This window comes from Lactonifactor sp. BIOML-A5 (assembly GCF_009677585.1).
Classification (GTDB): Bacteria; Bacillota; Clostridia; order Lachnospirales; family Lachnospiraceae; genus Lactonifactor.
This window is the reverse complement of sequence record NZ_WKYV01000022.1, coordinates 1-20,272: the sequence shown is the minus strand read 5'-3', so window position 1 is coordinate 20,272 and position 20,272 is coordinate 1. Positions and strand designations below refer to the sequence as shown.

Sequence of the window (20,272 nt, the reverse complement as noted above, 5' to 3'; positions counted from 1 at the left end):
TAGGAAGGCAAAAAAGAGAATGAAATTTTTAAATGAATTGCGTGAAGGTGAAAAGGCAAATGGGATTTATCTGTGCAAGCACAAGCAGTCAGCAGTGACAAAGAATGGAAAACCTTATGAAAATGTAATCCTGCAGGACAAGACAGGTACCATAGATGCCAAGATCTGGGAGCCTAACTCTCAGGGGATTGAAGATTTTGACGTACTGGATTATGTGGACGTAATCGGGGATGTAACCTGTTTTCAGGGAATGCTGCAGATGAGTATCAAACGTGCGAGAAAGGCAGCGGAGGGGGAGTATGACCCCGGAAATTATCTGCCGGTGAGCGGTAAAAGCATTGATGACATGTACCAGGAGCTTCTCCGGTATATTCAGAGCATAAAAAACCCTTATTTGCAGACTCTCCTGAAGAAATATTATGTAGAGGATACTGCTTTTGTCAAAGGATTTAAGGGCAATTCAGCTGCTAAGACAGTACATCACGGATTTGTAGGCGGCCTTTTGGAGCATACGTTAAGCGTTGTCAGGCTGTGCGAATACTATATAACTGCATATCCCATTTTAAACAGAGATTTGCTTCTCACCGCGGCTATTTGCCATGACATGGGAAAGACAAGAGAGCTGTCACCATTTCCTGCCAATGACTATACGGATGACGGGCAGCTTCTGGGCCATATCATGATAGGAGCAGAGATGGTTCACGATGGGGCCAGGGCGATTCCCGGATTCCCGGAAAAACTGGAAAGCGAGCTGAAGCACTGTATTCTGGCACATCATGGAGAACTGGAATACGGTTCACCGAAAAAACCTGCACTGGCAGAGGCTGTTGCCCTGAATATGGCAGATAACACAGATGCCAAGATGGAGACATTGGCTGAGATCTTCAGTTCTGCAAAGGATCAGAAGGATTGGCTGGGATATAACCGGCTGTTTGAATCTAACATACGCAAGACCACTTGCGAGGAATAAGGCAGTACATCAGGGAAGGACGGGGACGTATATGGACCCGTCCTTTATAGACGATACAGGAGACGAATATGAACTATAAAAAGAATGACAGTATTACAATTACAATAGAGGATATGGGACACGGGGGAGAGGGAATCGGTAAAATTGACGGCTTCCCCTTTTTTGTCAAGGATGCTGTGATAGGAGATACTATAGAAGCAAAGGTAATAAAAGCAAAGAAGAATTACGCCTATGCCCGGATGATTAGACTCCTTCAGCCGTCGCCCCACAGGGTAGAACCCAGATGCCCCTATGCCCGCCAGTGCGGGGGATGCCAGATTCAGGCCCTCTCCTATGAGCAGCAGCTGAAGTTTAAAGAGAATAAGGTAAGGAATAACCTTATGCGGATCGGAGGTTTTTCTGAGGTACCCATTGAAGAGGTGATAGGGATGGAGGAACCGTATTTCTACAGAAATAAGGCTCAGTTTCCCATCGGCAGGGACAAGGACGGCAATATAGTAGCCGGCTTTTATGCCAGTCGGACGCACACTATTATCAACAACAGAAAATGCTTCCTTGGAGTAGAGTTCAATGAGGTGATCTTAGACAAGCTCATTGCTTATATGACGGAATGGAGTGTAGAGCCCTATGATGAAGTGACAGGTAAGGGACTGGTGCGCCATGTGCTGATCCGTTATGGTTTCCAGTCCGGCGAGATTATGGTCTGTGTGATCGTAAACGGAGAGACTTTGCCCAAATCAGAAAAGCTGGTGGAGAGTTTGAGAGAGCTCAAAGGAATGACCAGCATTTCTTTGAATGTAAACAAAAAGCGGACGAATGTTATCCTTGGAGAAGAGATTAAACTTCTGTGGGGACAGCCCTATATCACGGATTCCATCGGAGATGTTAAGTTCCAGATTTCCCCTCTGTCCTTTTACCAGGTAAATCCCGTGCAGACAAAGAAGCTGTATGAGAGAGCACTTGCGTACGCACAGCTGACAGGCAGGGAGACTGTGTGGGACCTGTACTGCGGAATAGGAACCATCTCCCTCTTTCTGGCCCGGAAGGCAAAGCAGGTATACGGGGTGGAGATTGTCCCTCAGGCCATAGAAGACGCCAAGAGAAATGCGCGGTTAAATGGGATAGAAAATGCGGCTTTTTATGTGGGAAAGGCAGAGGAGGTTCTGCCTGAGAAATATGAAAAAGACGGAATCTATGCGGATGTTATCGTGGTGGATCCTCCGAGAAAAGGCTGTGAGGAATCCCTGCTGCGCACTATGGTGGATATGAAGCCTAAGAGGATTGTATATGTAAGCTGCGACTCGGCAACCCTGGCAAGGGATGTGAAGTGGCTGGGGGAGAATGGGTATGAGATGGAGAGGGTGACGGTGGTGGATCAGTTTGGGATGACTGTCCACGTTGAAGCGATAATTCTGATGACGTATTGTGGTGGCAAGACTAAAAATGAGGGCTAAACCACAACATGTAGTGGTTTTTGGGTGGTTTTGGGGCTAAAAAACAGGCTAAAAAGTGCCGTTTTTGACCCCGAAAAAACAGTGAAAATATAGATGACATAGGGTATTTTATAAGATGTACTGATAAAATTGAATAGCAAGCACGCAAATAGGCAGTGGATAATTATAAAATCCACTGCCTATTTTTTATGCCATAAGTTTTAAAGAAAGGAGATTTTCAAATGTCAAGATATTTTTTATACGGCACAAGATTTTCTGAATTTGAACAGATGATGATGCTTGTGCCAAATTTCACCCAGAGAAAGAAAGGACTGATTATTATGGAAAATTTAACGGCTGAGAGCAGCCAGAGTAATGCCACCTATAAAAGATTGGTAAAAAACTGTTTTGCAAATTTTCGTCATCGCTATTTGAACAAGCGATTGCAAAAGCTTACTCAGAACTTTACCGGGGATTGGTTTTTAACCCCTGCCCACAAGCAAAGATTTATGACCATCTGCAAGCCATATATCTCTAAAAAGGTTTGTGCGATAATTTATCTGCTTTCTGCCGATGAGGATTTATGGAATCGTGCCTTGGTGCATATCCACCCCGGCGAGGTAAGTCTAATGGATATTCCCCTGCGAGGGATCAGTACAGATGGCTATGCGTTGTATCAGACAGCGAGAACAATTGCTATAGGAAAAGAATATATCCATATAAATGAAATTGCCGATGAACAGCTCATCGGCAATTTTGCATTTCGGGCAATTATTAACGGTATCTTAATTGCAAAGAATGGGGGTCACATAGTACAAAATAATATTGGACTTTAGTAGTCCCTACTTTTCATAGCTCATTAAATCGGAAATACTGCAATCCAAAACATAGCAAATACGAGTGAGTACATCAATATCCATTCGCTCAATATTTCCGTTGTACCATTTATCAGCTACTTCAAAACGAACGTTGGAAAGCTTAGAAAGCTTGCTCCGTGTTATATTTTTTGCATCCATGATTTCTTTCACATGGAAGTTAATTTTGCCATAGTCTTTCATTTCAAAAATTGAGTTAGTATTATCCATATTATTCACCTCTCTATACATAGTCTATATGTAACATTACATCTTGACTATTTACATATATATAGATACTATATATATAGTGTAATACGAAAGGAGCGATACTATGCAGAAAAAAGAACACTCACTCTGCTTCACAGGACATAGAAGCGAAAAGCTACCAAAAAAGGCAAAACAACTGGAAACATTGAAATTAAGACTATGGGAGGAAATCAACAAGGCAATTGAAAATGGCATTGACACCTTCTACTTCGGGGCTTGCTATGGCTTACCGTATATGGCAAGCTCTATTTGCTGACAGAACTGAAAAAAGAAAACCGCATTTAAGGCCGATTGTTCCGCTGTTTTTACAGCCGAGCAGTCGGTCTTTTTTTGTGCCGTTTTTTAACCAAGGGGGTGATAAAAATTGATGAAAAGCATTATCAGCTGGGTGGGCGGCAAAGGCAAGCTCATGTGGCTGATTAACCTACTTGCTCCGCCCAGGTATGAACGGAGCATTGATGTGTTTGGTGGTAGCGGAACGGTGACTTTAAACCTTGACTGTCCCCCAAGTACCCTGAAGGTATATAACGATTTCAATGCCAATCTTGTAAACCTTATGCGGTGTGCCAGAGATAAGCCGCTTGCACTCATTCGTGAGATTGGTTTTTTAACTCTCAATGCTCGTGATGACTTTGAGGTGTTTAAGCGTTTCATTGCAAAAGAAGAATTTACCGAGGAAGATTTAAAGCAGGAGCTAAAGCTCACAGAAATTATGCTCTCGCCGCCAAGTGCAACAGAAGCCAAAAAACTGCTCCTTGCAAATGCAGATGAAAAGGATATCAAGAGAGCCGCCATTTACTACAAACTGCTCCGTTACAGCTTTAATGCCAATGGCGATACCTACGGTGGCAAACGATGTGATGTCCGCAGGTTCTTTGTGGATATTTGGCGATTTAACCGTGCCTTTTCGGAGGTCACCATTGAAAACAAGGACTTTGAAGCCCTTATTAAGCAGTACGATAGACCGAATGCCTTTATCTATTGCGATCCCCCGTACTATGACGCCGAGGGATTTTATGCCGTGGCATTCCCAAAAGCCGACCATATCAGACTTCGAGATGCACTGAAAAAAGCACAGGGTTATGTTATGGTCAGCTACAACAATTCCGCAGAAATTATAGAGCTTTACCAAGACTTCTATATTTTCCATACTACAAGACCAAACAGTATGTCCCACAAGGAAGGAGATGTTTATGAAGAACTGATTATCACCAACTATGACCCAATACCATATCTCCAAATGAAGAATCACCAATTAAATTTATTCTCCTTTATCAGCCTTTTGAACGAAGGAGAATACAAACTCATTCACGAGCCTTCATCACCGTTGAAGGCTTAATTTTATTTTACAGAAAGAAGGAATTTCAATGAAAAACAATCAAAGCAAGGGGTTTACCGTAAGCAATGAATCCATTACAAAAGCAGGCTTGAGAGATGAAATTGCAGTTATCCACACAGAGGGTGCCATCGTTATCGCAGGTGCCAAGATGACAGCAATGGAGATGATTAAGACCATTGCCTCCCTTGCGGAAATTACACAGGGGTATCTCTCCATCTTGGCAAAAAACTGTGGTGAGTGCGATGACTGCGGTCATTGTGAGGATTTGGACTTTGAGGGTATCCACTTGCCCGATGAGGTTTTGGAGATTGCCGGAATCCCCGAAGGAACAAAGCTAAATGCCTTTGTGGAGGAAGATGCCGGTATCATTCACATTGAGCCTGCCGAGTACGACCATGACATCTCCGATGTGCCGCCTCACTTGCTTGAGCTTTTCTCCAATTATGGCATCTGCCTCGGAGAGCTTGACGCGCTTTTGGTAAAGGGGGAGCTTCTGCATGGATAAAAGATATGTGTATCCCTACAGTCTAAATGAAGCCAAGCGAAACGGCGAACTGGAGCAGTACCAAGAATCTTTGCGAGAAAATAACCGCTGTGCTGACTTTATTGAGGACACGATCAATGCAAATTTTGACGGTTACCACTTAGGTCATGATGTTGCAAAGATGGCGATTGCGGAGTTTGGCTATGACCGGGTAAACTTCGTCCTTGCCAATACCTTGCAGCAGCTTGACCATGACGGCAGATTTTCGAGGGATAACAAGGAGTGGGCAAAGAGCATCTATATCCCCGAAAATAAAATCAACGGAATGAATGCAAATGCTGAGTTCCGTGTGGACAGCCACACCGCTGTTCTCGATGGTTTCATTAACCTTGCTCGCAAGGAATATGACAGTCTAAACCTTTGGAATCACGCCCACTGCAACGATAAAACACATCTTGACTACACCGGCAGAGTGATGGTACTCAAACCCACCTGTTTAAAAGATGATTACAAAACACCTCGTGACCAGCTTGTTTTATGTGAGGGTGGTTTTGGGTGTAGTCCCTCGGCAAGTGGCAGAAAGGTGTTCGGCAGATTTCTTTCTGACGGAGAAAAATGCCAGTATGATCGCAGTGACTTTATCGGTGAGCTGAAAGCAGAGCTGCTCCCCGATTGGGCGAGAGAAAAGGTGCAGGAGATAACACAATCCAATACATCCGTACCAAGTATGGGAGGGATGGAGATTCAGTAGATTGGAGGAAATCATGGAGAGCATAAAACTCAAAAACAGCTTGATTTACTACTATGGAAGTCCCTCGGGATACCTTAAAGATAGCACGGCAAACATTGATACACTGTTTCAGTGTGAAGAACTCACCAACTGGTGTAAGGAAAAGAAATTTGAGCCTTGCTTTTCTGACGGCATCTTTGAGGCTCTTGCGAGGAAGGAGGATGTGTCCCAGTTTATGAAAAATGAAGAAACCCTAAAGAATGTCCGAATTTGGCAGCTAAAAGCCGATTCGGATTTTTCTATGCGCTTTATCTCTTTTGATGAATTTAAGGAGAAATTTGGGGAGCCGAGCAAAGACAATTTCGAGGTGGTCTTTGATGGCAGCTTGCCCACCAATAACCTTGATGCAATCTATGAGATTTGCAACATCAACCACCCCGATGGCTACAAAGGTCACTCGCCACGGTTGTTTTTTAATGCCTTCAGCACATCGTCACCCCCATTTCCCAATTAGGTTCACAAGGGCTTTCGGTTAAAATATGAAACAGATTATCTTTTGCATTTATGCTCACAATCTCCTGTGACAATAATTTCTCCGCACGTATTTTTATACTGCTGTCCGAAGTTCCCGCATTTCCTGATACATCTTGTCCTGACAGAAGTTCCTGTGCATTTTGAGGTGTCAAAAACACATATCCACTCGGTGTCATTAGATCCAAGGAGACATTGGGATTTTCTATAATCAATTCTTTTACGGTCATTTTCTTCACCTCCTACAGCATTCCGCCAAGAGAGCGGATGATTTCAAAAATAATAACCACCATGTACATCATGAGGAAACACATCAGCATTAAAAAGCTGAATACTCGGATTTTCGGTGGAATTTTCATCGCTTCAGCTTTTAAGCGTTGCAGCTCCAACTGCTTCATATCGTGTGAGAGCATTTGAAAATACATACTTCCGTCATCACCACGAAGCACACCGATGAGTCCTCTGGTAATATCGGAAAGCATGGGGGAATTGAGCCTTGACTCAAATCTGGTGAGTGCTGCCTCATAGCTTGATGACCGCATATCAGCAGTTACAATATCCAGTTCCTTTGCGAATTCCTCACTGGCATTCTTTTTGTAGTGGTCAAGCATAGAGAGTACATCTCGGCTTGCCTTTAATTCCTGTGTGATGGTTGCAACAAACCTCGGCAGTTCCACCTCAATTTTTTCTCGCTTGGCCGATAGCTTTTCAGCTGCTTTGCGAATTTCTTTGAAATAGACAATCACCGATAAGAACACCACAATTGGAGCAAGGAGTGGGAAAACCAAAAGGCAAGGAATCACCGCAAGTGCAATCATTCCTGATTTAAGAATGGCATAGGCGGTAAATTCCTCCGGTGTTTCTTTCATGCCTGCGGCCGATAGGGTGTGCTGCATACGGATTTTTTTATACTCGTCCATAGGCAGACATTTCGCAAGTTTCACAGACCACGCAGTGATCATTGCATCTACAGATTTTGCTTTTTCGCCTGTTTGTTTGGTTGCGGTGAGCATTGCCTTGCCTGTAGCAAGACTTGGGAGCTTCAGCACATCAGCAAGGATGAAGAACAGTCCCAAACCGAAGAATGTGCCAAAGAGTAAAATTAAAAATTGCATTTTCCCACCTCCGTTATCGTTTGTATTCGATTGGTTGTGTCAGCTTCACCACAAACGCCATAGATACAAACATAATCACAAAGCAAATTGCAAGAACAATCTGCCCCGGTGCTGAGTGCATAAGGGTGTTGTACCAATCCTTGTTGAGAAAATACAACAATGGAATGTTGCAGAGCATCAGCACCTGCATTGATATAAATTCCTTTCGTGGACCGAACACCAAGTTTTCAAGTTCTCCGTTTACTACTCGCATATCACTGAGCTTTGTTACAATGGGTGTTAGGGTGCTTTTTAGGCTTCTGTCGTACTGACAAGAAATCATGGCATCGCACCACTCATGAAACACAGCGTTGTCAATCTGACCTCGCATTGCCCCCAGTGCAGACACAATGTCAGGGTCAATCATCTTAATTCGATAGGTAAATGCCTTGAATACCGATAGCACCGGAGGGTTAAGATACCCGATGTTTTCCTCCACTGCTGTTACGATATCCTCATTTCTGAGATAGGCTGTGGTGACGATGGAAAGCGCCGTTTCAAGCTCTGCGGAAATGTCCTTTTTAAAGTGGCTTTGGGTTAAGCGAACATACCAAAATGGCAACATCATCATTCCAACCGCAAGGACAGGTACGGCGAAGAAGTTGCCAAAGCTGATGGTAATCGCTGCACCAACAGAAAATAGTGCCAAAGACAACAGGCACAGAACAGGAAAACGCTTGCTTCTGCCTGTCACCCTTAAAATCTCTTGTACCTCGGTAATTTCTCTCTTGAAAAATCCTATCTTTTTACGGTTGGTACTCTCATTGATTTGTGCCTTTAAACTCTTGGAATTGGACAACAGCTTTGAGAACACGCCATCTGTAAATTCGGTTGGTGTAATGGAAAGCAAAATAAAAAAGCCTGTGATCATTCCCACACAGGCAAGGAGTAAAACTATATTCAAGCTGTTTTCACCTCACTTTTTAGGTTTTCGATTTGTGCCAAAGGCATACCGTTTTCAAGCAGTCTTTTCGATAGGCTCTCGGAAATAGAGGCTCTTTGCTCATGATGACCGTCAATGATGAATTTGCCGTCCTCCATGCGGTTTTCGGTGATGACATATTGGAAGATGGTGCGGTAAACTCTTTCGCCGTTTGGCAGTATTTCGCACTCCATAACCTCCATCATGCGGCGCTGCTTGTTTTCAAGCTGTTTGCAGAACACAATGATGGGATAGGCTTCGGTCACATACTGCATGAGGGTTTCATCGCTCATATCCACAGCACGTTTGCACAGAGATACCATTCGGCGGTAAGTGGCTTCACAAGAGTTTGCGTGAATGGTGGTCAGCACCGCAATGCCTGTTCGGGCGGCTTCCTGTGCTGCATTGGCTTCCGCTCCACGCATCTCTCCAACAACGGCAATATCGGGATTGAAACGAAGAGCCATGTCCAGCAGCTTGATTTGGTCTATCTTTTGGCTTTCGATTTCACTATCCCTTGTTAGGGTATGGATTACCGAGTTGGTCACCTTACCATTTTGAAAGCGTGTGAGGTCAAGCTCACGAGAGCCATTTTCAATGGTGTAAATTCTCTTGTTATCAGGAATTGTGGTGAGAAGCCAACCGAGGACGGTGGTTTTACCGCTACTGGTAGCACCGGCAACGCAGACAGAAATGCCATAGCGAATGAGAGCCGATAAAAAGTCAAGCATGGTGCCTGTGGCAGTTCCTGTTTTAACAAAGTCCTCTTTCTTCATGCTCTGTGGGTTTACGATACGAATGGAGGCAGAGATGCCCACATCTTCGTCCACAATGGGTGTTTTCATAGCAGCAATACGAATGTTTTTGGAAAGATGTCCAAGGACAACGGGGCTGGCATTATCCAAGACCATTCCCGACACATGGAGCATTCTTCGCACCACATTGATGGCGTGTTCGGGGGAGTCGAAATGCTCATCTAACTTTACATTTCGCCCATCGGAATACTGCACCTCAATATCTTGCCAAGAGTTGATGTCGATTTCCTCAATACCCTTGCCGAAGATATATTTGGTCAAAAAACCGTACTCCGCCATCTCGGTATAGAGGGCGTCAATTAGTTCATTGCCGGACATACCCTTGACAGCCATTCGCTTTTCCATAACAAATTTGGAGATGTAGCGTTTCATCTGCTCCTTGGCATCTTCAAGGGAGCTGTCGGTGATAAGCTGGGCATAGTTTTCGGAGATGTACTCTTGTACCTCTTTCAGCACAGATGAAAAGTCTTTGCCCTCGTTTTCGGGTGCAAAAAAAATAGAGTGGGTATTTTTCTTAACGCCCAGCTCTATCGGTACAATATTTTCTTTTTCGGTTGTGAGGATTTCTTCAGCTCGTTCCTCCACAACATTTACTTTTGCAGGAGGCTCTTGAGTTTGGGCTACTTCCGTGATTTCCTTATCCCTATAAAAAATAGAGTTTCCTCGCTTTTTACCTAACTTCATTAGCCGAACACCTCCTTTACAATTTTTTCAAGCTCACGGCGAAAATCTCTGCTATCCTTTAGGGTTAAATCTGAAAAGAGATTGCCCTCAAGGCACTGCTGTTCCAGTTCCTCGGAATGCGGGAGCTTGAAGCTAAGGCTTCCCATAGCACCTCCCATATGCTCGATACCGTGATTGCTCTGGATGTTGGAAGCACATTTATACTGCTTTTCAAAATCAAGTCCCGCACTTTGCAATGTGGAAAGCTGACTGGACAGATAGCTGACCGATTTTAGGTCACAGTTTGCAAGACGAAGTACCGCATCACTTTCAAGAAGTGCCACTGCGGACAGCACATCATTGGCAATATAGCTGCCACAGTCAATGATGATAAATGGTGCAATCTTGCGAAGAGACTCAATCAGCTCTCTTGCCTGCGTTTCTCCGAATGGGGTGTAGCTATATTCGTTCTCGCCCTTCAGCATTCCCAAGATGGTCAGATGATCCATCTTTTTGTGGGTAATCATATGGTATTTCACCAAGGATTCGTTGACATGAGGGGCGGCAAGAATACTGCCTAATGATTTTTCGCACTCCAAATCCGAAGGTGGACAGATGCAAGGAAGCATAGGTGCTGTCATATCGCACAAAAGCAAGACCACATTTTTTCGCTTGTCGGCAAGATGCTTGGCAAGCTTGGCTGCCACTGCGGTTTTGCCACTGCTGGGGCTGCCCCAAACCGCAAGGACACCGCCATGCAAAACCTGTTCCTTGGGTTGTTCGGTCTTGTCCGGCTTTTTAAATACGCTGTTTTTCATAAAGTTCATCGAGCTTATTCCTCCTTGTTTGCAGTGCTTTCTCCCGTCTGAGGATTTTTATTATCAACAGACTGCTCTGACGGTTCAGATACAACCTCAGTAATTGTTTCCTCGGCTGCAGGTTCTTCCGACAACTCAGGATGATGGATTTTATTGATTACGTCCTCCTGAATAGTAATAAACTGCTGTGCCTTTTCATTATCACCACGGAATACAAGGGACAAATGGCTCTTGCCCTCCGCTTCCAATTCCGCAAGGATATTGCCCTGTTCGGGAGTGACAAGAAGAGTCACAGTAGAGGGCAATTCTCGCTCATCTTCGTCAGTAGTCTGCTCGCCTGTATTGGCATCATAGCCACTGGGAGCAGTTACAGAGATTACCTCTACATATTTAAGTTCGGGCGGAATAATGGTTAAGCCTTGCTCTCTGAAATCGGGAGCAATTACCGAAACAATATCACCCGACTGTAGTTTGCCCGAAAGACCGCCTGCAAAGGTTTTAAGGGTGAGCGAAATTGCTTGCTTTGTGCCATCAAGATTGTAGAGATGGCATTTTCATAGGCAGGAGTCTGCGACACCTTGGTGTTCAGGATATAGTCACCCACAGCAAAATCTGCGGTTGCGAATGTGCCAATCACAGTTTCTTTTGTCTTGAGGATATTTTCGGGCAGGTTATATGCTCCAACCTCTACGGTTTGCACCATATCCTTGGTGATTTCATCGCCTGTCTTAATTTCCTTTGCCACACGGACAATCTCAGTCTTTAGGCTGATGCTCTGATTGAAAAGCGGTGTAATGCCAAAACAAATAAGCAGGGACAAGGCGATGCAAAGGATACCCACTACGGTTCTGTTCTTCATGAATTTCATCATTATGATCCTCCCTTAAAACGATGTCGATGTGAATTTTTTTCTTTTATACTCTTTTACCATTTTCGGCACAAAGGCAAGTGCTGTGGCAATGAGAACAATGACACAAAGTGCCACGATGCTCTTTTTGTTCTTGATTTTTCTCATATGGTTAGTCCTCCTAATTTCATGAAATATGTGATTAAAAATCCTACGGCTAAAAAAGGAGCAAGAGGCATGGCGTAGTTCCTTGCCCCTTGCTTTGTCAGTTTTCTTTTGATTTGTTGAAATATCAGCAGCTCTAAGGTAAATGCGATGATGATTCCGTAAGCGGCAGCGGTAAAGCCGATGAGAACACTTACGGCAGTAGTCAGCTTAATATCGCCTCCGCCAAGCTGCTCGGGACAAATCCATGTAGCACAAGCCCATAGAATAACGGGGATACCCAGTCCTAAGAGATTTTCGGGACGAAAATCAAGCAGACTTAAACAGCCAATCCCGATGCAAAGGTATGGTGATATCTCTCTTGTCTGCGCATCTTTCACGGCAATATAAATGAGTAATGCTGTGAACAAAACTGCTTGAATGATGATATTCATGGGCATTTACTCGAAGAAATACTCTACGCTGTAGGTAATGTTTGACTTCTGATACATACAGCTGTGATTGGTATAGTAGTAAAACTCCAACTTGGAATACAAACCACTGTTGAGGCTCTTTTCAAAGGTAATACCGTTTGAGGTGGTGCCGTAATCAAGCTGATCCCACTGCTTGGTCAGCACATTGTATCCACGCACTCTGCCGTAGTCATTGCCGTTATGTCCGCTGACCGGCGGAACAGTAAAGGTGTATTTGGTGATGGTTGCACCCTCAATGCCGTTTTCCAAAATCGTAGAGTCGGGTCCTGTCAGTGTCATTCCACCACTTCCATTTCCGTCAGCCACAAAGAATACGATAGCTGACCACGGAGACTCAGCACCTGTACTGTCCACAGCTTTTACTCGCACAACATTTTTCCCAAGAGGATAGACGTGGCTTTGTGCGGGACGGTTTTCCCATACATAGGTGATGGCATCGCCGTCTGCATCGGTGCTGCTGGCGGTAATGGTTACCGCTGTTCCCGGTGCCACACAATTGCCGTTTGGTGTTCTTGTAATCACAGGACGAGTGGGTGCAGAGTTTGCCACGGCAAAGGTTTTGCTTGCCCATTCGGAATATGCTCCTGTGCTGTCCTTGGCACGGACACGAATGGTATGCGTTCCCACAGCGTAATAGTTGTCGGCTGCTTTGTTTTCCCATTCCAAGGTAATGGCATCTCCATCAGCATCGTTGCTTGTAGTGGAAATGTTCACAAGAAACTTGCCGTTTTTCACGGTACGGGTAGGCGTTGCTGTCAGTGTTACAGTCGGCTTATTGCTCACAACAGTAAATGTCTTGCTTACCCATTCGGAATATGCTCCGGCAATATCCTTGGCTCGTACCTTGATGGTGTGTGTACCAACAGCATAGTAATCACCCTCGGTTCTGCCTTGCCATTCCAATGTGGTGTCATCGCCGTCTGCATCGGCAGCATTGGCAGTAATGTTCACAAGGAATTTGCCGTCTTTTACTGTTCTTGTCGGGGATGCGGTAAACGCGCTGATGGTAGGTGCGGCATTGATCACCTCAAAGGTTTTGTTTATCCATTCACCATAGGCTCCTGTGCTGTCCTTTGCTCGTACCTTGATTGTGTGCGTACCAACAGCATAGTAATCGCCCTCGGTTCTGCCTTGCCATTCCAATGTGGTGGTATCGCCGTCTGAATCGGTAGCATTGGCAGAAATCTTTACAAGGAATTTGCCGTCTTTTACTGTTCTTGTTGGTACTGCGTTAACTTCACTGATTACCGGCAGGGTGTTGGTCAGCGTGATGCTCTGGGAATAACGGCACTCTCTGCCCAAGATATCGGTGACAACCGCAGTCAGCGTAAATTCACCAATGTCATTGATTGCGATTGTTCCTCCATTCTTGGAAAGCTCGCCAACATAGGAGCAGGATTCACCATTCTTGCTTAAAGTCCATACCGCATTTGCTTTTTCTGTATGTTGAGATTTGCTGATTGCAACCTCGAAAGACTTGCCGTAATGCACTGTTGTGGGCATTGTAAAAGCAAAATCTACGATAGGCATAATGGTGATGCTTTCGCTGTGGGAATAGCTTCTGCCAAGAAGATCCACCATCTTGGCGGTCAGGACATATTCACCGTGAGAGGTAAAACGCACCTTTCCACCTAACTTATTAAGCTCCCCATCAGTAGCGGAGGATATTGCGATGCTCTTTCCGTTCTTAGTAAGTGACCACTCCATTGGCAGAGTATTGTTGTGACCACTGGTTCGAATGTCGATTTGGGTATCGGTGTAAGCAACCTCGGGTAGTTCGAAGCCAAGGGTCAGCACCGGCAGCACCTCGGTTTTGTTCTTAGGCTCAAAGAGGAATACTCTGCCTGTTTCATCGGTGGTTCTTGCCACAAGCTCATAAATTCCTGCTCGCTTAAAGTAAATATTTCCACCCTCGTTATTAAGATTTCCTGTAACAAAGGTGTCCCAGTCTTGATAACCGAAGCTGTTGTCTACAAGCCACTCCAAGCTAAGTCCGTCCAAGTCTGTGCCTGTGGTATTGATGGCTACCTTGGTATCGGTATGAATGAGCTTTGGCTGTGTATAGGTAACAGTGGGAATGGGATAGACCTTTGCTGCTTGCTCATAGGAATAGGTTCTGCCACCGTCATCGGTAAATGAGCATTTGAGGATATATTCGCCCTTATCCTTGAAACGGATATTGCCACCCTCATTGGTAAGTGTTCCTGTGATGGCATCAGATAGAGGAATTTCCTTGCCTTTTTTAGTGGCAGTCCAAGTGGCAATTTTCTCTCCGATTTCTGCAAGGGTGGTTTCCACCTTTACAGTATCATCAGTGTGGAGAATGCTCGGAATATAGAAGCCTACAGCACCCACAGGGTAGATGGTGATTTTTGCAGTATAAGCCTTTACCTTGTCACCGCTTTGGGTGGGATTGACTCTTACATCAAGAGCCAAAGCATCGTTCTGCTTCATCTGTTTTCCTCCTGTTTTTGAAATAATTTTGTGGACACTGCATTCTTTTCTTAACCTCCGCAACACCATAGAAAATGTACACGATAGAAACTACCACTACATTTTCATATCAAATGCTTGCGTTTGCTCCTGTGCTTCAAAGTCAACCTCTCTAAATCCAAACTGATCCACATAATGAAACTCACTGCCGCTTTCGTCATACAGTTCCACTACATCGGACATGGAAAGAGAGGGCTATATTGATGTGGTGGTGCTTGTTCTTTGTGCCATGCTCGTGATTGCTCTTGCGGTTAAGGTTTTCCCAGCCTACATTGCCAAACAAAAGGTGGATACCTTTGCAACCGAACTGATGCGTGAAGCAGAGATTGCAGGCAGAGTCGGTTCAGAAACAGCAAGACGAGAAGAAATCCTTATTGAAAAGACAGGCATTGACCCCGATGTTAATTGGTCACGCACAGGCAAGATTCAGCTTAACGAGGAAATCACTGTGATGGTAACCTACCAAATGGATATTGGACTGTTTGGTGACATAGGCTCATTCCCCGTAACCCTACGTGGTGAGGCAATGGGAAAAAGCGAGGTGTATTGGAAATGATGATACGAAAACTATTGAAATCCCTAAAAAATAATCGTGGCAACGGTTATCCTTTAGCCGTTGCCATTACTCTTGTTTTGGTTATGATTTTTACAGGTATTTCAGAATGCTTTCGCCTTATAATTGTTGCGGAGGGTGTTCGTGATGCTCTGCAAGATGCCGTCATTGCAACAGTCACCGAAAATTATGATGATGTCTACCACGGAGTGCGTGAGGGATATTCAGGTGGGTATCAGCCACTGTCAGATGACTTTGAAGAATCGTTGGATTACGGCGATATTTATGCTAAAATGGATACAATACTTGGCTTATCCGTTGAAAACGGATATCACATCAAATCTGCAAGCGATACCACCGAAATGCAGTTTAGGATATGGAATCTACAAGTAGATATTGAGAATGCACCCCTTGCCACATCAGATCGTGAGGGTGACAGATTTCAAGTAGACAGTTCTATTATGCTTGAAGTTCCTGTATCCTTTGGCGGAAAACTCTTGCCACCTATGCGAATTAAGGTGAAAAACAGCGCCGGTTATACCCCTAAATTTTAAGTTTCTGATAACTTGCATTCTTTCAGTAGCTATTACTTACTTTCTATGGTAATGTGTGGCTTAACAAAAAAAGAACGGAGGAAATCCCATATGAAGAATATGAATGAAAAAACAAAGAAATGGCTTTTTATTGCCGGAGGTCTTGCCCTAAGTGCTGTCCTCGTGGTGGCAATTACAGGACAGTTCAGAACACCGCCTATTCAGGATGTAGATATCCCGCCTCAGAGCAGCAGCTCCCAAGATGTGGTGGTGGATACCCCTGATATCACAGAAAAAGAGGATGGTATTACGGTACCGCCTATCCAAATCCCACAGGAATCTGAATCTGCAAACGGTGTGGACAAAGGTACTGAGCAGACCATTCAGCCAAATACATCAGAAAAGCCCAACTACATTGAAGAAGAACTGAAAAATCCAGAGCAAAAGCCCAATGGCGATAAGGTAACCGAAAATGACAAACTGCAGGATCACGATAAGGTAGAAAAACCTGTTACACCACCTAAGACCGATAATCAGCCTCAAGGCGGGGATGTTAATAGCAAAGGTGAAACCTATCTCCCCGGATTTGGTTGGATTGAAAACAGTGGTGAAAATCAAGGTACTATTGGTGAAAGCGATGGCGACATCAACAAGCAAGTCGGCATCATGGGAGAATAGAATATATCAAGTAAAGGAAATGCACTGTAAAAGCGGTGCATTTTTTCTTTGCGGAAAGGAGTTCCAATGAAGAAAAGATTAATTTCAATGTGTCTTTCCCTTGCTTTAGTCTGTTGTCTTTCTGTTCCTGCCTTTGCAGTTGGGGACGGAAACATTGATGGAGGTGGCGGTGGAATGGGTGATGGAACATCTACCAATTCATGGTCACCGGGCAATGACGGTGTGCGAGTAACGGTAGTTAAAGCGGAAAACCATTCACCCGTGACAACCCCTATTGATTTAACAAATAAAAAACCGCCGTCAACAATGTTTCATTTTGGAAAGGTTAGTAAAATTCAATATAACAATGGAAGTGGATTATCACCACAACAAGGTACATTCCAGTATATTAACCTACCCCAATCTATGCCTCGGATTGTGAGTAGCAGCGGGAGCAATAATATTGAAGGAATTAAGAAGTATTTTTGCTCAGAATATACAGTGCAACTGATAGCAAATCATACCGGCATGGACTACGATGTGTTAATCGGTGGCAAGTATAAGCTACTTCTCGAACCATTAGCCTTTTACAAATTTGAAGGAGTCATGATTGCTACCACTGCGACCGAGGCCGCCATGTATGACGAACAGGTTGGGGGTCTTCTGCGAAAACGCATGGTGTCGCTGTCTCATAAGAATCTGCCCCTCGCTATGTTCTTGGAGGTGTCGGATTTAGGCTACCCGGCTTGGGTAGGAAGTACCACCAAGGCAGCTTCCAATGCAGACATTAAATCCTCCCTCGGTCTTGGTGTTGTGCGTTTTACAGAGCAGCCGGAGCCTCCTGTTGTTTCTGCTTATGATTACGAATACAGGGTAAATACAGAGGTGATTACAGCAGTAACGGTAAGTGGTGGTCAGTCTGATCCCGATACTCCTACAACGATCAGCTTCAATATTGGCGGGAGAACCTATAATGTGGGTAATGTCTATTACCCAGAGGGTGACAGTCAGCTTGCATGGGTAAAATGGACTACCCCTGCTACCGAGCAGGATATGGCTATTCATGTGTCTATTCGTGGCTCCGGCGGTACAGATAAAACCACTATCAACTGTAAGATTGTTGACCTTAATAAAAACCCGCCACCGAATCCTGTTGCCGATGACCGCAACGATAGCTTCAAGCAAGAAGCTGTTCCAAAAAGAGCAGAAAAAGACCGAGCCGATTGGACAGTATGGGACCCGTGGTGGCAGGAATATTGGGTATGGCACGGTGATGATGAGGACGGATATTGGTGCGATCATGGATGGTACGAATTCGACCTTGACCGTTACTATGCAAGTCTGTCATCGTCTATGAGTATCAAGTGTGATGACAAAAACCCAACAGCAAATGGTCGTATAATGAAATCGGGCTATGGAATTAATCAGACTGCAAGCGGCAGTATTCGTACTACCCAAAGATCGGCTGTTACACAGCCACAGAACGCTGTCAGCTATTTCCCTGAGTTTAACTACCAAACCTACTGGCGCTTGTTAGAGCGTATGGGTGGCGGTAGATTTGAATTTCAGAAGAATAACTATTCCACCTATAAGAATAGGACACATTTTTCACCGATTTGGATGCCGGATGGAAAATATGAGGTGAACACTTGGCTCATAGACGGATGGACTCCTGTGGGAATGCTTTCTGCCAATCTCACAGACAGTTTAACAATCCGTGGCTCACTTTGGCAGGATTGGCATATTGGCCCCTTGCAGCCTTAAAACAGGAGGGAAAAATGGCATACGAACGCATTGCATCACCACCCGAGGTGCTGTATCATTACACAAATAAGGAGAATCTTCCGGCGATATTGGCAGATGGAAGAATCCGAAAGTTTCAAGACAAAGAGTGTTGGTTTTGCAGTTCTGTAGAGAATACGCTCAGGCTCATGGAGCTGACAGTTATGAATGAGGGTGGCTTATATATCGGAATAAACGGAATCCCAAAGCGATCCCCAAAATTTCAGCCCGATGAGTATGTTATCTTAGAGCTTACCCCAAGGTATCAAAATGGTGAATGGGTAAAGTGGAATCAGGAAATAGATAGCCGATGCTCTGCCGAGCAAAAGGCTCTTGCCGAAGAATTCAGCAGCTTAAAAATCGGTTATCGTGGAGATCTGAAGTTTAAATCAGAACCAAAAACTATAGAAATAAGCGAAGCCTTGCAGCTGAGAGCATCAGAAGCTCCTACCATGCAAGGCTTTTGCTATTAAAGGAAAGGTGGATACAATGTATGAAAAATCATAAAAAGTTAGTAACTGTTCTTGTGGTGGCACTTCTCTTTTGCCTGTTTTGCAGTACTACCGCATTTGCCGCAGGCACAGGCGATGTGGCCGGTGCCATTGAAAGCACTTGGAACGATGCCTCAGGACAGATTAAAACGGTAGTCAACAAGGTAGTATTCCCAGCAATTGACCTCATCTTGGCAGTGTTTTTCTTTGCCAAGCTCGGATTAAGTTACTTTGATTATCGCAAATCAGGTCAGTTTGAGTGGGCGGCCCCGGCTATTTTGTTTGCCTGCTTGGTGTTTACGCTGACGGCTCCGCTATATATTTGGACTATACTTGGATTATGATGGTGAAATAAAAAGTGGGCGACCCGGCCAATGGAGGCGAGGTTGCCCACACTTTCGATATAATCAAGGTTAACTTTGGTAAGGCTTCATACTAAGGTATGTCATTTTTTTATTGCAATTGTACGGTTATTAATTTCAATAATACCTTCCTCTTTTAATTTTTTAAGCTCTCTGAACAAAGAAGGTCTTTGTACACCTAAATAATCTGCCAGTTGTCTTTTACTAATTGGAAGCAGAATTACTGAAGACTTCTGTATGATGGTTTGCTGTTTCAGATAATTCATAATATTTTCTCGAAGTGTTCTTTGTGTAAACATTGCTATCTTCTGATTTATTCCTTGCGAATTTTGTGAGATTGACTTTATATAATGCAATGTAAAATTGTAGTCGTGCAAGAGTCCTAATACAGCATTTATGTTAATGTGGACAATTTGACAATCAGTAAGACAATAGATATTAAGAGGATAACTGTGGTTTTCACCAAATAATAAATTTGCTCCTATCACACTTCCTTTGCTAAATTCAAACATTGTAGTTGATGAACCATTAGTTGATAAAGAATACGCAACCAAACTTCCTGACAATACAATATCCAATGTTCTACAAGTTTCATTTGCATTATGAACGGTTACACCCTTCGAATAGTGTTTTTTATAAATATGATTACCTGCCAATAGTTTTTCTAAGTCAGATTCCTTTACAGCTGAAAATAATGAAATATTTCGTAAAAAGTCAATATTCATGTGAATTACTCCTCCATCTAAAAACATTATATCAAAAAGAAACATTGGTGTCTATTTGAGAATGATAAACTACTTTATAATTTGTATTATTACAAAAAGAAATGGAGGATTTGTATGGATATTTTTACAGTAGCAATGTGGATAGGAACGATCGTATTCCTTTTGATTTCCTTAAAAAAGGATAAAGTTAAGACATTGAAAGCACTTA

At 43.9% G+C, this 20,272-nt stretch carries 24 protein-coding genes and 2 pseudogenes; 14 read left to right on the top strand and 12 right to left on the bottom strand.

Annotated elements, in window-relative coordinates; all coding sequences use genetic code 11:
* Positions 1–19 precede the first annotated feature (19 nt).
* From GKG41_RS16230 to GKG41_RS16220, 3 genes are all read left to right on the top strand, one after another.
* Complete coding sequence (locus GKG41_RS16230) at positions 20–970, top strand: HD domain-containing protein (RefSeq protein ID WP_154260552.1); 951 nt, start codon at positions 20–22, stop codon at positions 968–970.
* A 68-nt stretch (positions 971–1,038) separates the two neighbouring features.
* The gene (gene rlmD, locus GKG41_RS16225) at positions 1,039–2,424 is read left to right on the top strand and encodes a 23S rRNA (uracil(1939)-C(5))-methyltransferase RlmD (protein ID WP_154260550.1); all 1,386 of its coding nucleotides are present in this window, start codon (positions 1,039–1,041) and stop codon (positions 2,422–2,424) included.
* A gap of 221 nt (positions 2,425–2,645) precedes the next feature.
* Positions 2,646–3,239 carry a hypothetical protein gene (locus GKG41_RS16220; protein ID WP_154260548.1) on the top strand — a complete coding sequence of 198 codons (594 nt, stop codon included), beginning with the start codon at positions 2,646–2,648 and terminating at the stop codon, positions 3,237–3,239.
* Between the two features lie 6 nt (positions 3,240–3,245).
* Here the strand turns inward: GKG41_RS16220 and GKG41_RS16215 are convergent, their stop codons facing one another.
* Positions 3,246–3,488 carry a helix-turn-helix transcriptional regulator gene (locus GKG41_RS16215; protein WP_173015629.1) on the bottom strand — a complete coding sequence of 81 codons (243 nt, stop codon included), beginning with the start codon at positions 3,486–3,488 and terminating at the stop codon, positions 3,246–3,248.
* A gap of 103 nt (positions 3,489–3,591) precedes the next feature.
* Between GKG41_RS16215 and GKG41_RS16210 the strand changes: the two genes are divergently transcribed.
* The 5 genes from GKG41_RS16210 (at position 3,592) to GKG41_RS16190 (ending at position 6,594) form a co-directional block, all read left to right on the top strand.
* Positions 3,592–3,783, top strand: coding sequence for a hypothetical protein (locus GKG41_RS16210; protein ID WP_154260543.1), 192 nt, complete (start codon positions 3,592–3,594; stop codon positions 3,781–3,783).
* 111 nt (positions 3,784–3,894) lie between these two features.
* Positions 3,895–4,866 carry a DNA adenine methylase gene (locus GKG41_RS16205; RefSeq protein WP_154260737.1) on the top strand — a complete coding sequence of 324 codons (972 nt, stop codon included), beginning with the start codon at positions 3,895–3,897 and terminating at the stop codon, positions 4,864–4,866.
* Between the two features lie 28 nt (positions 4,867–4,894).
* On the top strand, positions 4,895–5,371 hold the full coding sequence (locus GKG41_RS16200) for a hypothetical protein (protein WP_154260541.1): 477 nt from the start codon (positions 4,895–4,897) through the stop codon (positions 5,369–5,371).
* Positions 5,364–6,101, top strand: a complete 738-nt coding sequence (locus GKG41_RS16195) for a DUF3849 domain-containing protein (protein WP_154260539.1) — start codon at positions 5,364–5,366, stop codon at positions 6,099–6,101. Before GKG41_RS16200 ends, GKG41_RS16195 begins: the two co-directional genes overlap by 8 nt.
* 13 nt (positions 6,102–6,114) lie before the next feature.
* Positions 6,115–6,594 carry a YodL domain-containing protein gene (locus GKG41_RS16190; RefSeq protein WP_154260537.1) on the top strand — a complete coding sequence of 160 codons (480 nt, stop codon included), beginning with the start codon at positions 6,115–6,117 and terminating at the stop codon, positions 6,592–6,594.
* Here the strand turns inward: GKG41_RS16190 and GKG41_RS16185 are convergent.
* From GKG41_RS16185 to GKG41_RS16145, 10 genes and pseudogenes are all read right to left on the bottom strand, one after another.
* On the bottom strand, positions 6,563–6,841 hold the full coding sequence (locus GKG41_RS16185; protein ID WP_154260535.1) for a hypothetical protein: 279 nt from the start codon (positions 6,839–6,841) through the stop codon (positions 6,563–6,565). The genes GKG41_RS16190 and GKG41_RS16185 overlap by 32 nt on opposite strands.
* 12 nt (positions 6,842–6,853) lie before the next feature.
* On the bottom strand, positions 6,854–7,726 hold the full coding sequence (locus GKG41_RS16180; protein ID WP_154260533.1) for a secretion protein F: 873 nt from the start codon (positions 7,724–7,726) through the stop codon (positions 6,854–6,856).
* Between the two features lie 13 nt (positions 7,727–7,739).
* Complete coding sequence (locus tag GKG41_RS16175; protein WP_154260531.1) at positions 7,740–8,669, bottom strand: hypothetical protein; 930 nt, start codon at positions 8,667–8,669, stop codon at positions 7,740–7,742.
* Entirely contained in the window at positions 8,666–10,186 is a 1,521-nt protein-coding gene (locus tag GKG41_RS16170) for a CpaF/VirB11 family protein (protein ID WP_154260529.1), read from the bottom strand. Before GKG41_RS16170 ends, GKG41_RS16175 begins: the two co-directional genes overlap by 4 nt.
* Positions 10,186–10,992, bottom strand: coding sequence for a ParA family protein (locus GKG41_RS16165; RefSeq protein WP_154260527.1), 807 nt, complete (start codon positions 10,990–10,992; stop codon positions 10,186–10,188). The genes GKG41_RS16170 and GKG41_RS16165 overlap by 1 nt, the downstream gene beginning before the upstream one ends.
* A gap of 5 nt (positions 10,993–10,997) precedes the next feature.
* A pseudogene (locus GKG41_RS16160) lies at positions 10,998–11,851 on the bottom strand (RcpC/CpaB family pilus assembly protein).
* Positions 11,852–11,866: 15 nt separating this feature from the next.
* Positions 11,867–11,998 (bottom strand): hypothetical protein, encoded by a 132-nt coding sequence (locus GKG41_RS23785; protein ID WP_279233634.1) that lies wholly within the window; start codon positions 11,996–11,998, stop codon positions 11,867–11,869.
* Positions 11,995–12,429: an A24 family peptidase gene (locus GKG41_RS16155; RefSeq protein ID WP_173015628.1), complete on the bottom strand. Its 435-nt coding sequence runs from the start codon at positions 12,427–12,429 to the stop codon at positions 11,995–11,997. Before GKG41_RS16155 ends, GKG41_RS23785 begins: the two co-directional genes overlap by 4 nt.
* A gap of 6 nt (positions 12,430–12,435) precedes the next feature.
* Positions 12,436–14,922, bottom strand: coding sequence for a hypothetical protein (locus tag GKG41_RS16150; protein ID WP_154260523.1), 2,487 nt, complete (start codon positions 14,920–14,922; stop codon positions 12,436–12,438).
* Between the two features lie 96 nt (positions 14,923–15,018).
* Positions 15,019–15,153 (bottom strand): annotated as a pseudogene (locus GKG41_RS16145) (YodL domain-containing protein); the annotation flags it as partial.
* Between GKG41_RS16145 and GKG41_RS16140 the strand changes: the two are divergent.
* The 6 genes from GKG41_RS16140 to GKG41_RS16115 all read left to right on the top strand — a co-directional run bounded on the left by GKG41_RS16140 (position 15,143) and on the right by GKG41_RS16115 (position 19,321).
* The gene (locus GKG41_RS16140) at positions 15,143–15,517 is read left to right on the top strand and encodes a DUF4320 family protein (protein ID WP_154260521.1); all 375 of its coding nucleotides are present in this window, start codon (positions 15,143–15,145) and stop codon (positions 15,515–15,517) included. The pseudogene GKG41_RS16145 and the gene GKG41_RS16140 sit on opposite strands and share 11 nt — an antisense overlap.
* Positions 15,517–16,068, top strand: a complete 552-nt coding sequence (locus tag GKG41_RS16135; protein ID WP_154260735.1) for a hypothetical protein — start codon at positions 15,517–15,519, stop codon at positions 16,066–16,068. The genes GKG41_RS16140 and GKG41_RS16135 overlap by 1 nt, the downstream gene beginning before the upstream one ends.
* A 90-nt stretch (positions 16,069–16,158) precedes the next feature.
* On the top strand, positions 16,159–16,725 hold the full coding sequence (locus GKG41_RS16130) for a DUF6550 family protein (protein WP_154260519.1): 567 nt from the start codon (positions 16,159–16,161) through the stop codon (positions 16,723–16,725).
* Between the two features lie 66 nt (positions 16,726–16,791).
* Positions 16,792–18,468, top strand: coding sequence for a hypothetical protein (locus GKG41_RS16125; protein ID WP_154260517.1), 1,677 nt, complete (start codon positions 16,792–16,794; stop codon positions 18,466–18,468).
* Between the two features lie 14 nt (positions 18,469–18,482).
* The gene (locus GKG41_RS16120) at positions 18,483–18,959 is read left to right on the top strand and encodes a hypothetical protein (protein WP_154260515.1); all 477 of its coding nucleotides are present in this window, start codon (positions 18,483–18,485) and stop codon (positions 18,957–18,959) included.
* 20 nt (positions 18,960–18,979) lie between these two features.
* Positions 18,980–19,321, top strand: coding sequence for a DUF3852 domain-containing protein (locus GKG41_RS16115; protein WP_154260513.1), 342 nt, complete (start codon positions 18,980–18,982; stop codon positions 19,319–19,321).
* 101 nt (positions 19,322–19,422) lie between these two features.
* On the opposite strand, the gene GKG41_RS16110 is transcribed toward GKG41_RS16115, so the two are convergent.
* Complete coding sequence (locus GKG41_RS16110) at positions 19,423–20,064, bottom strand: Crp/Fnr family transcriptional regulator (RefSeq protein WP_154260511.1); 642 nt, start codon at positions 20,062–20,064, stop codon at positions 19,423–19,425.
* Between the last annotated feature and the right edge of the window lie 208 nt (positions 20,065–20,272).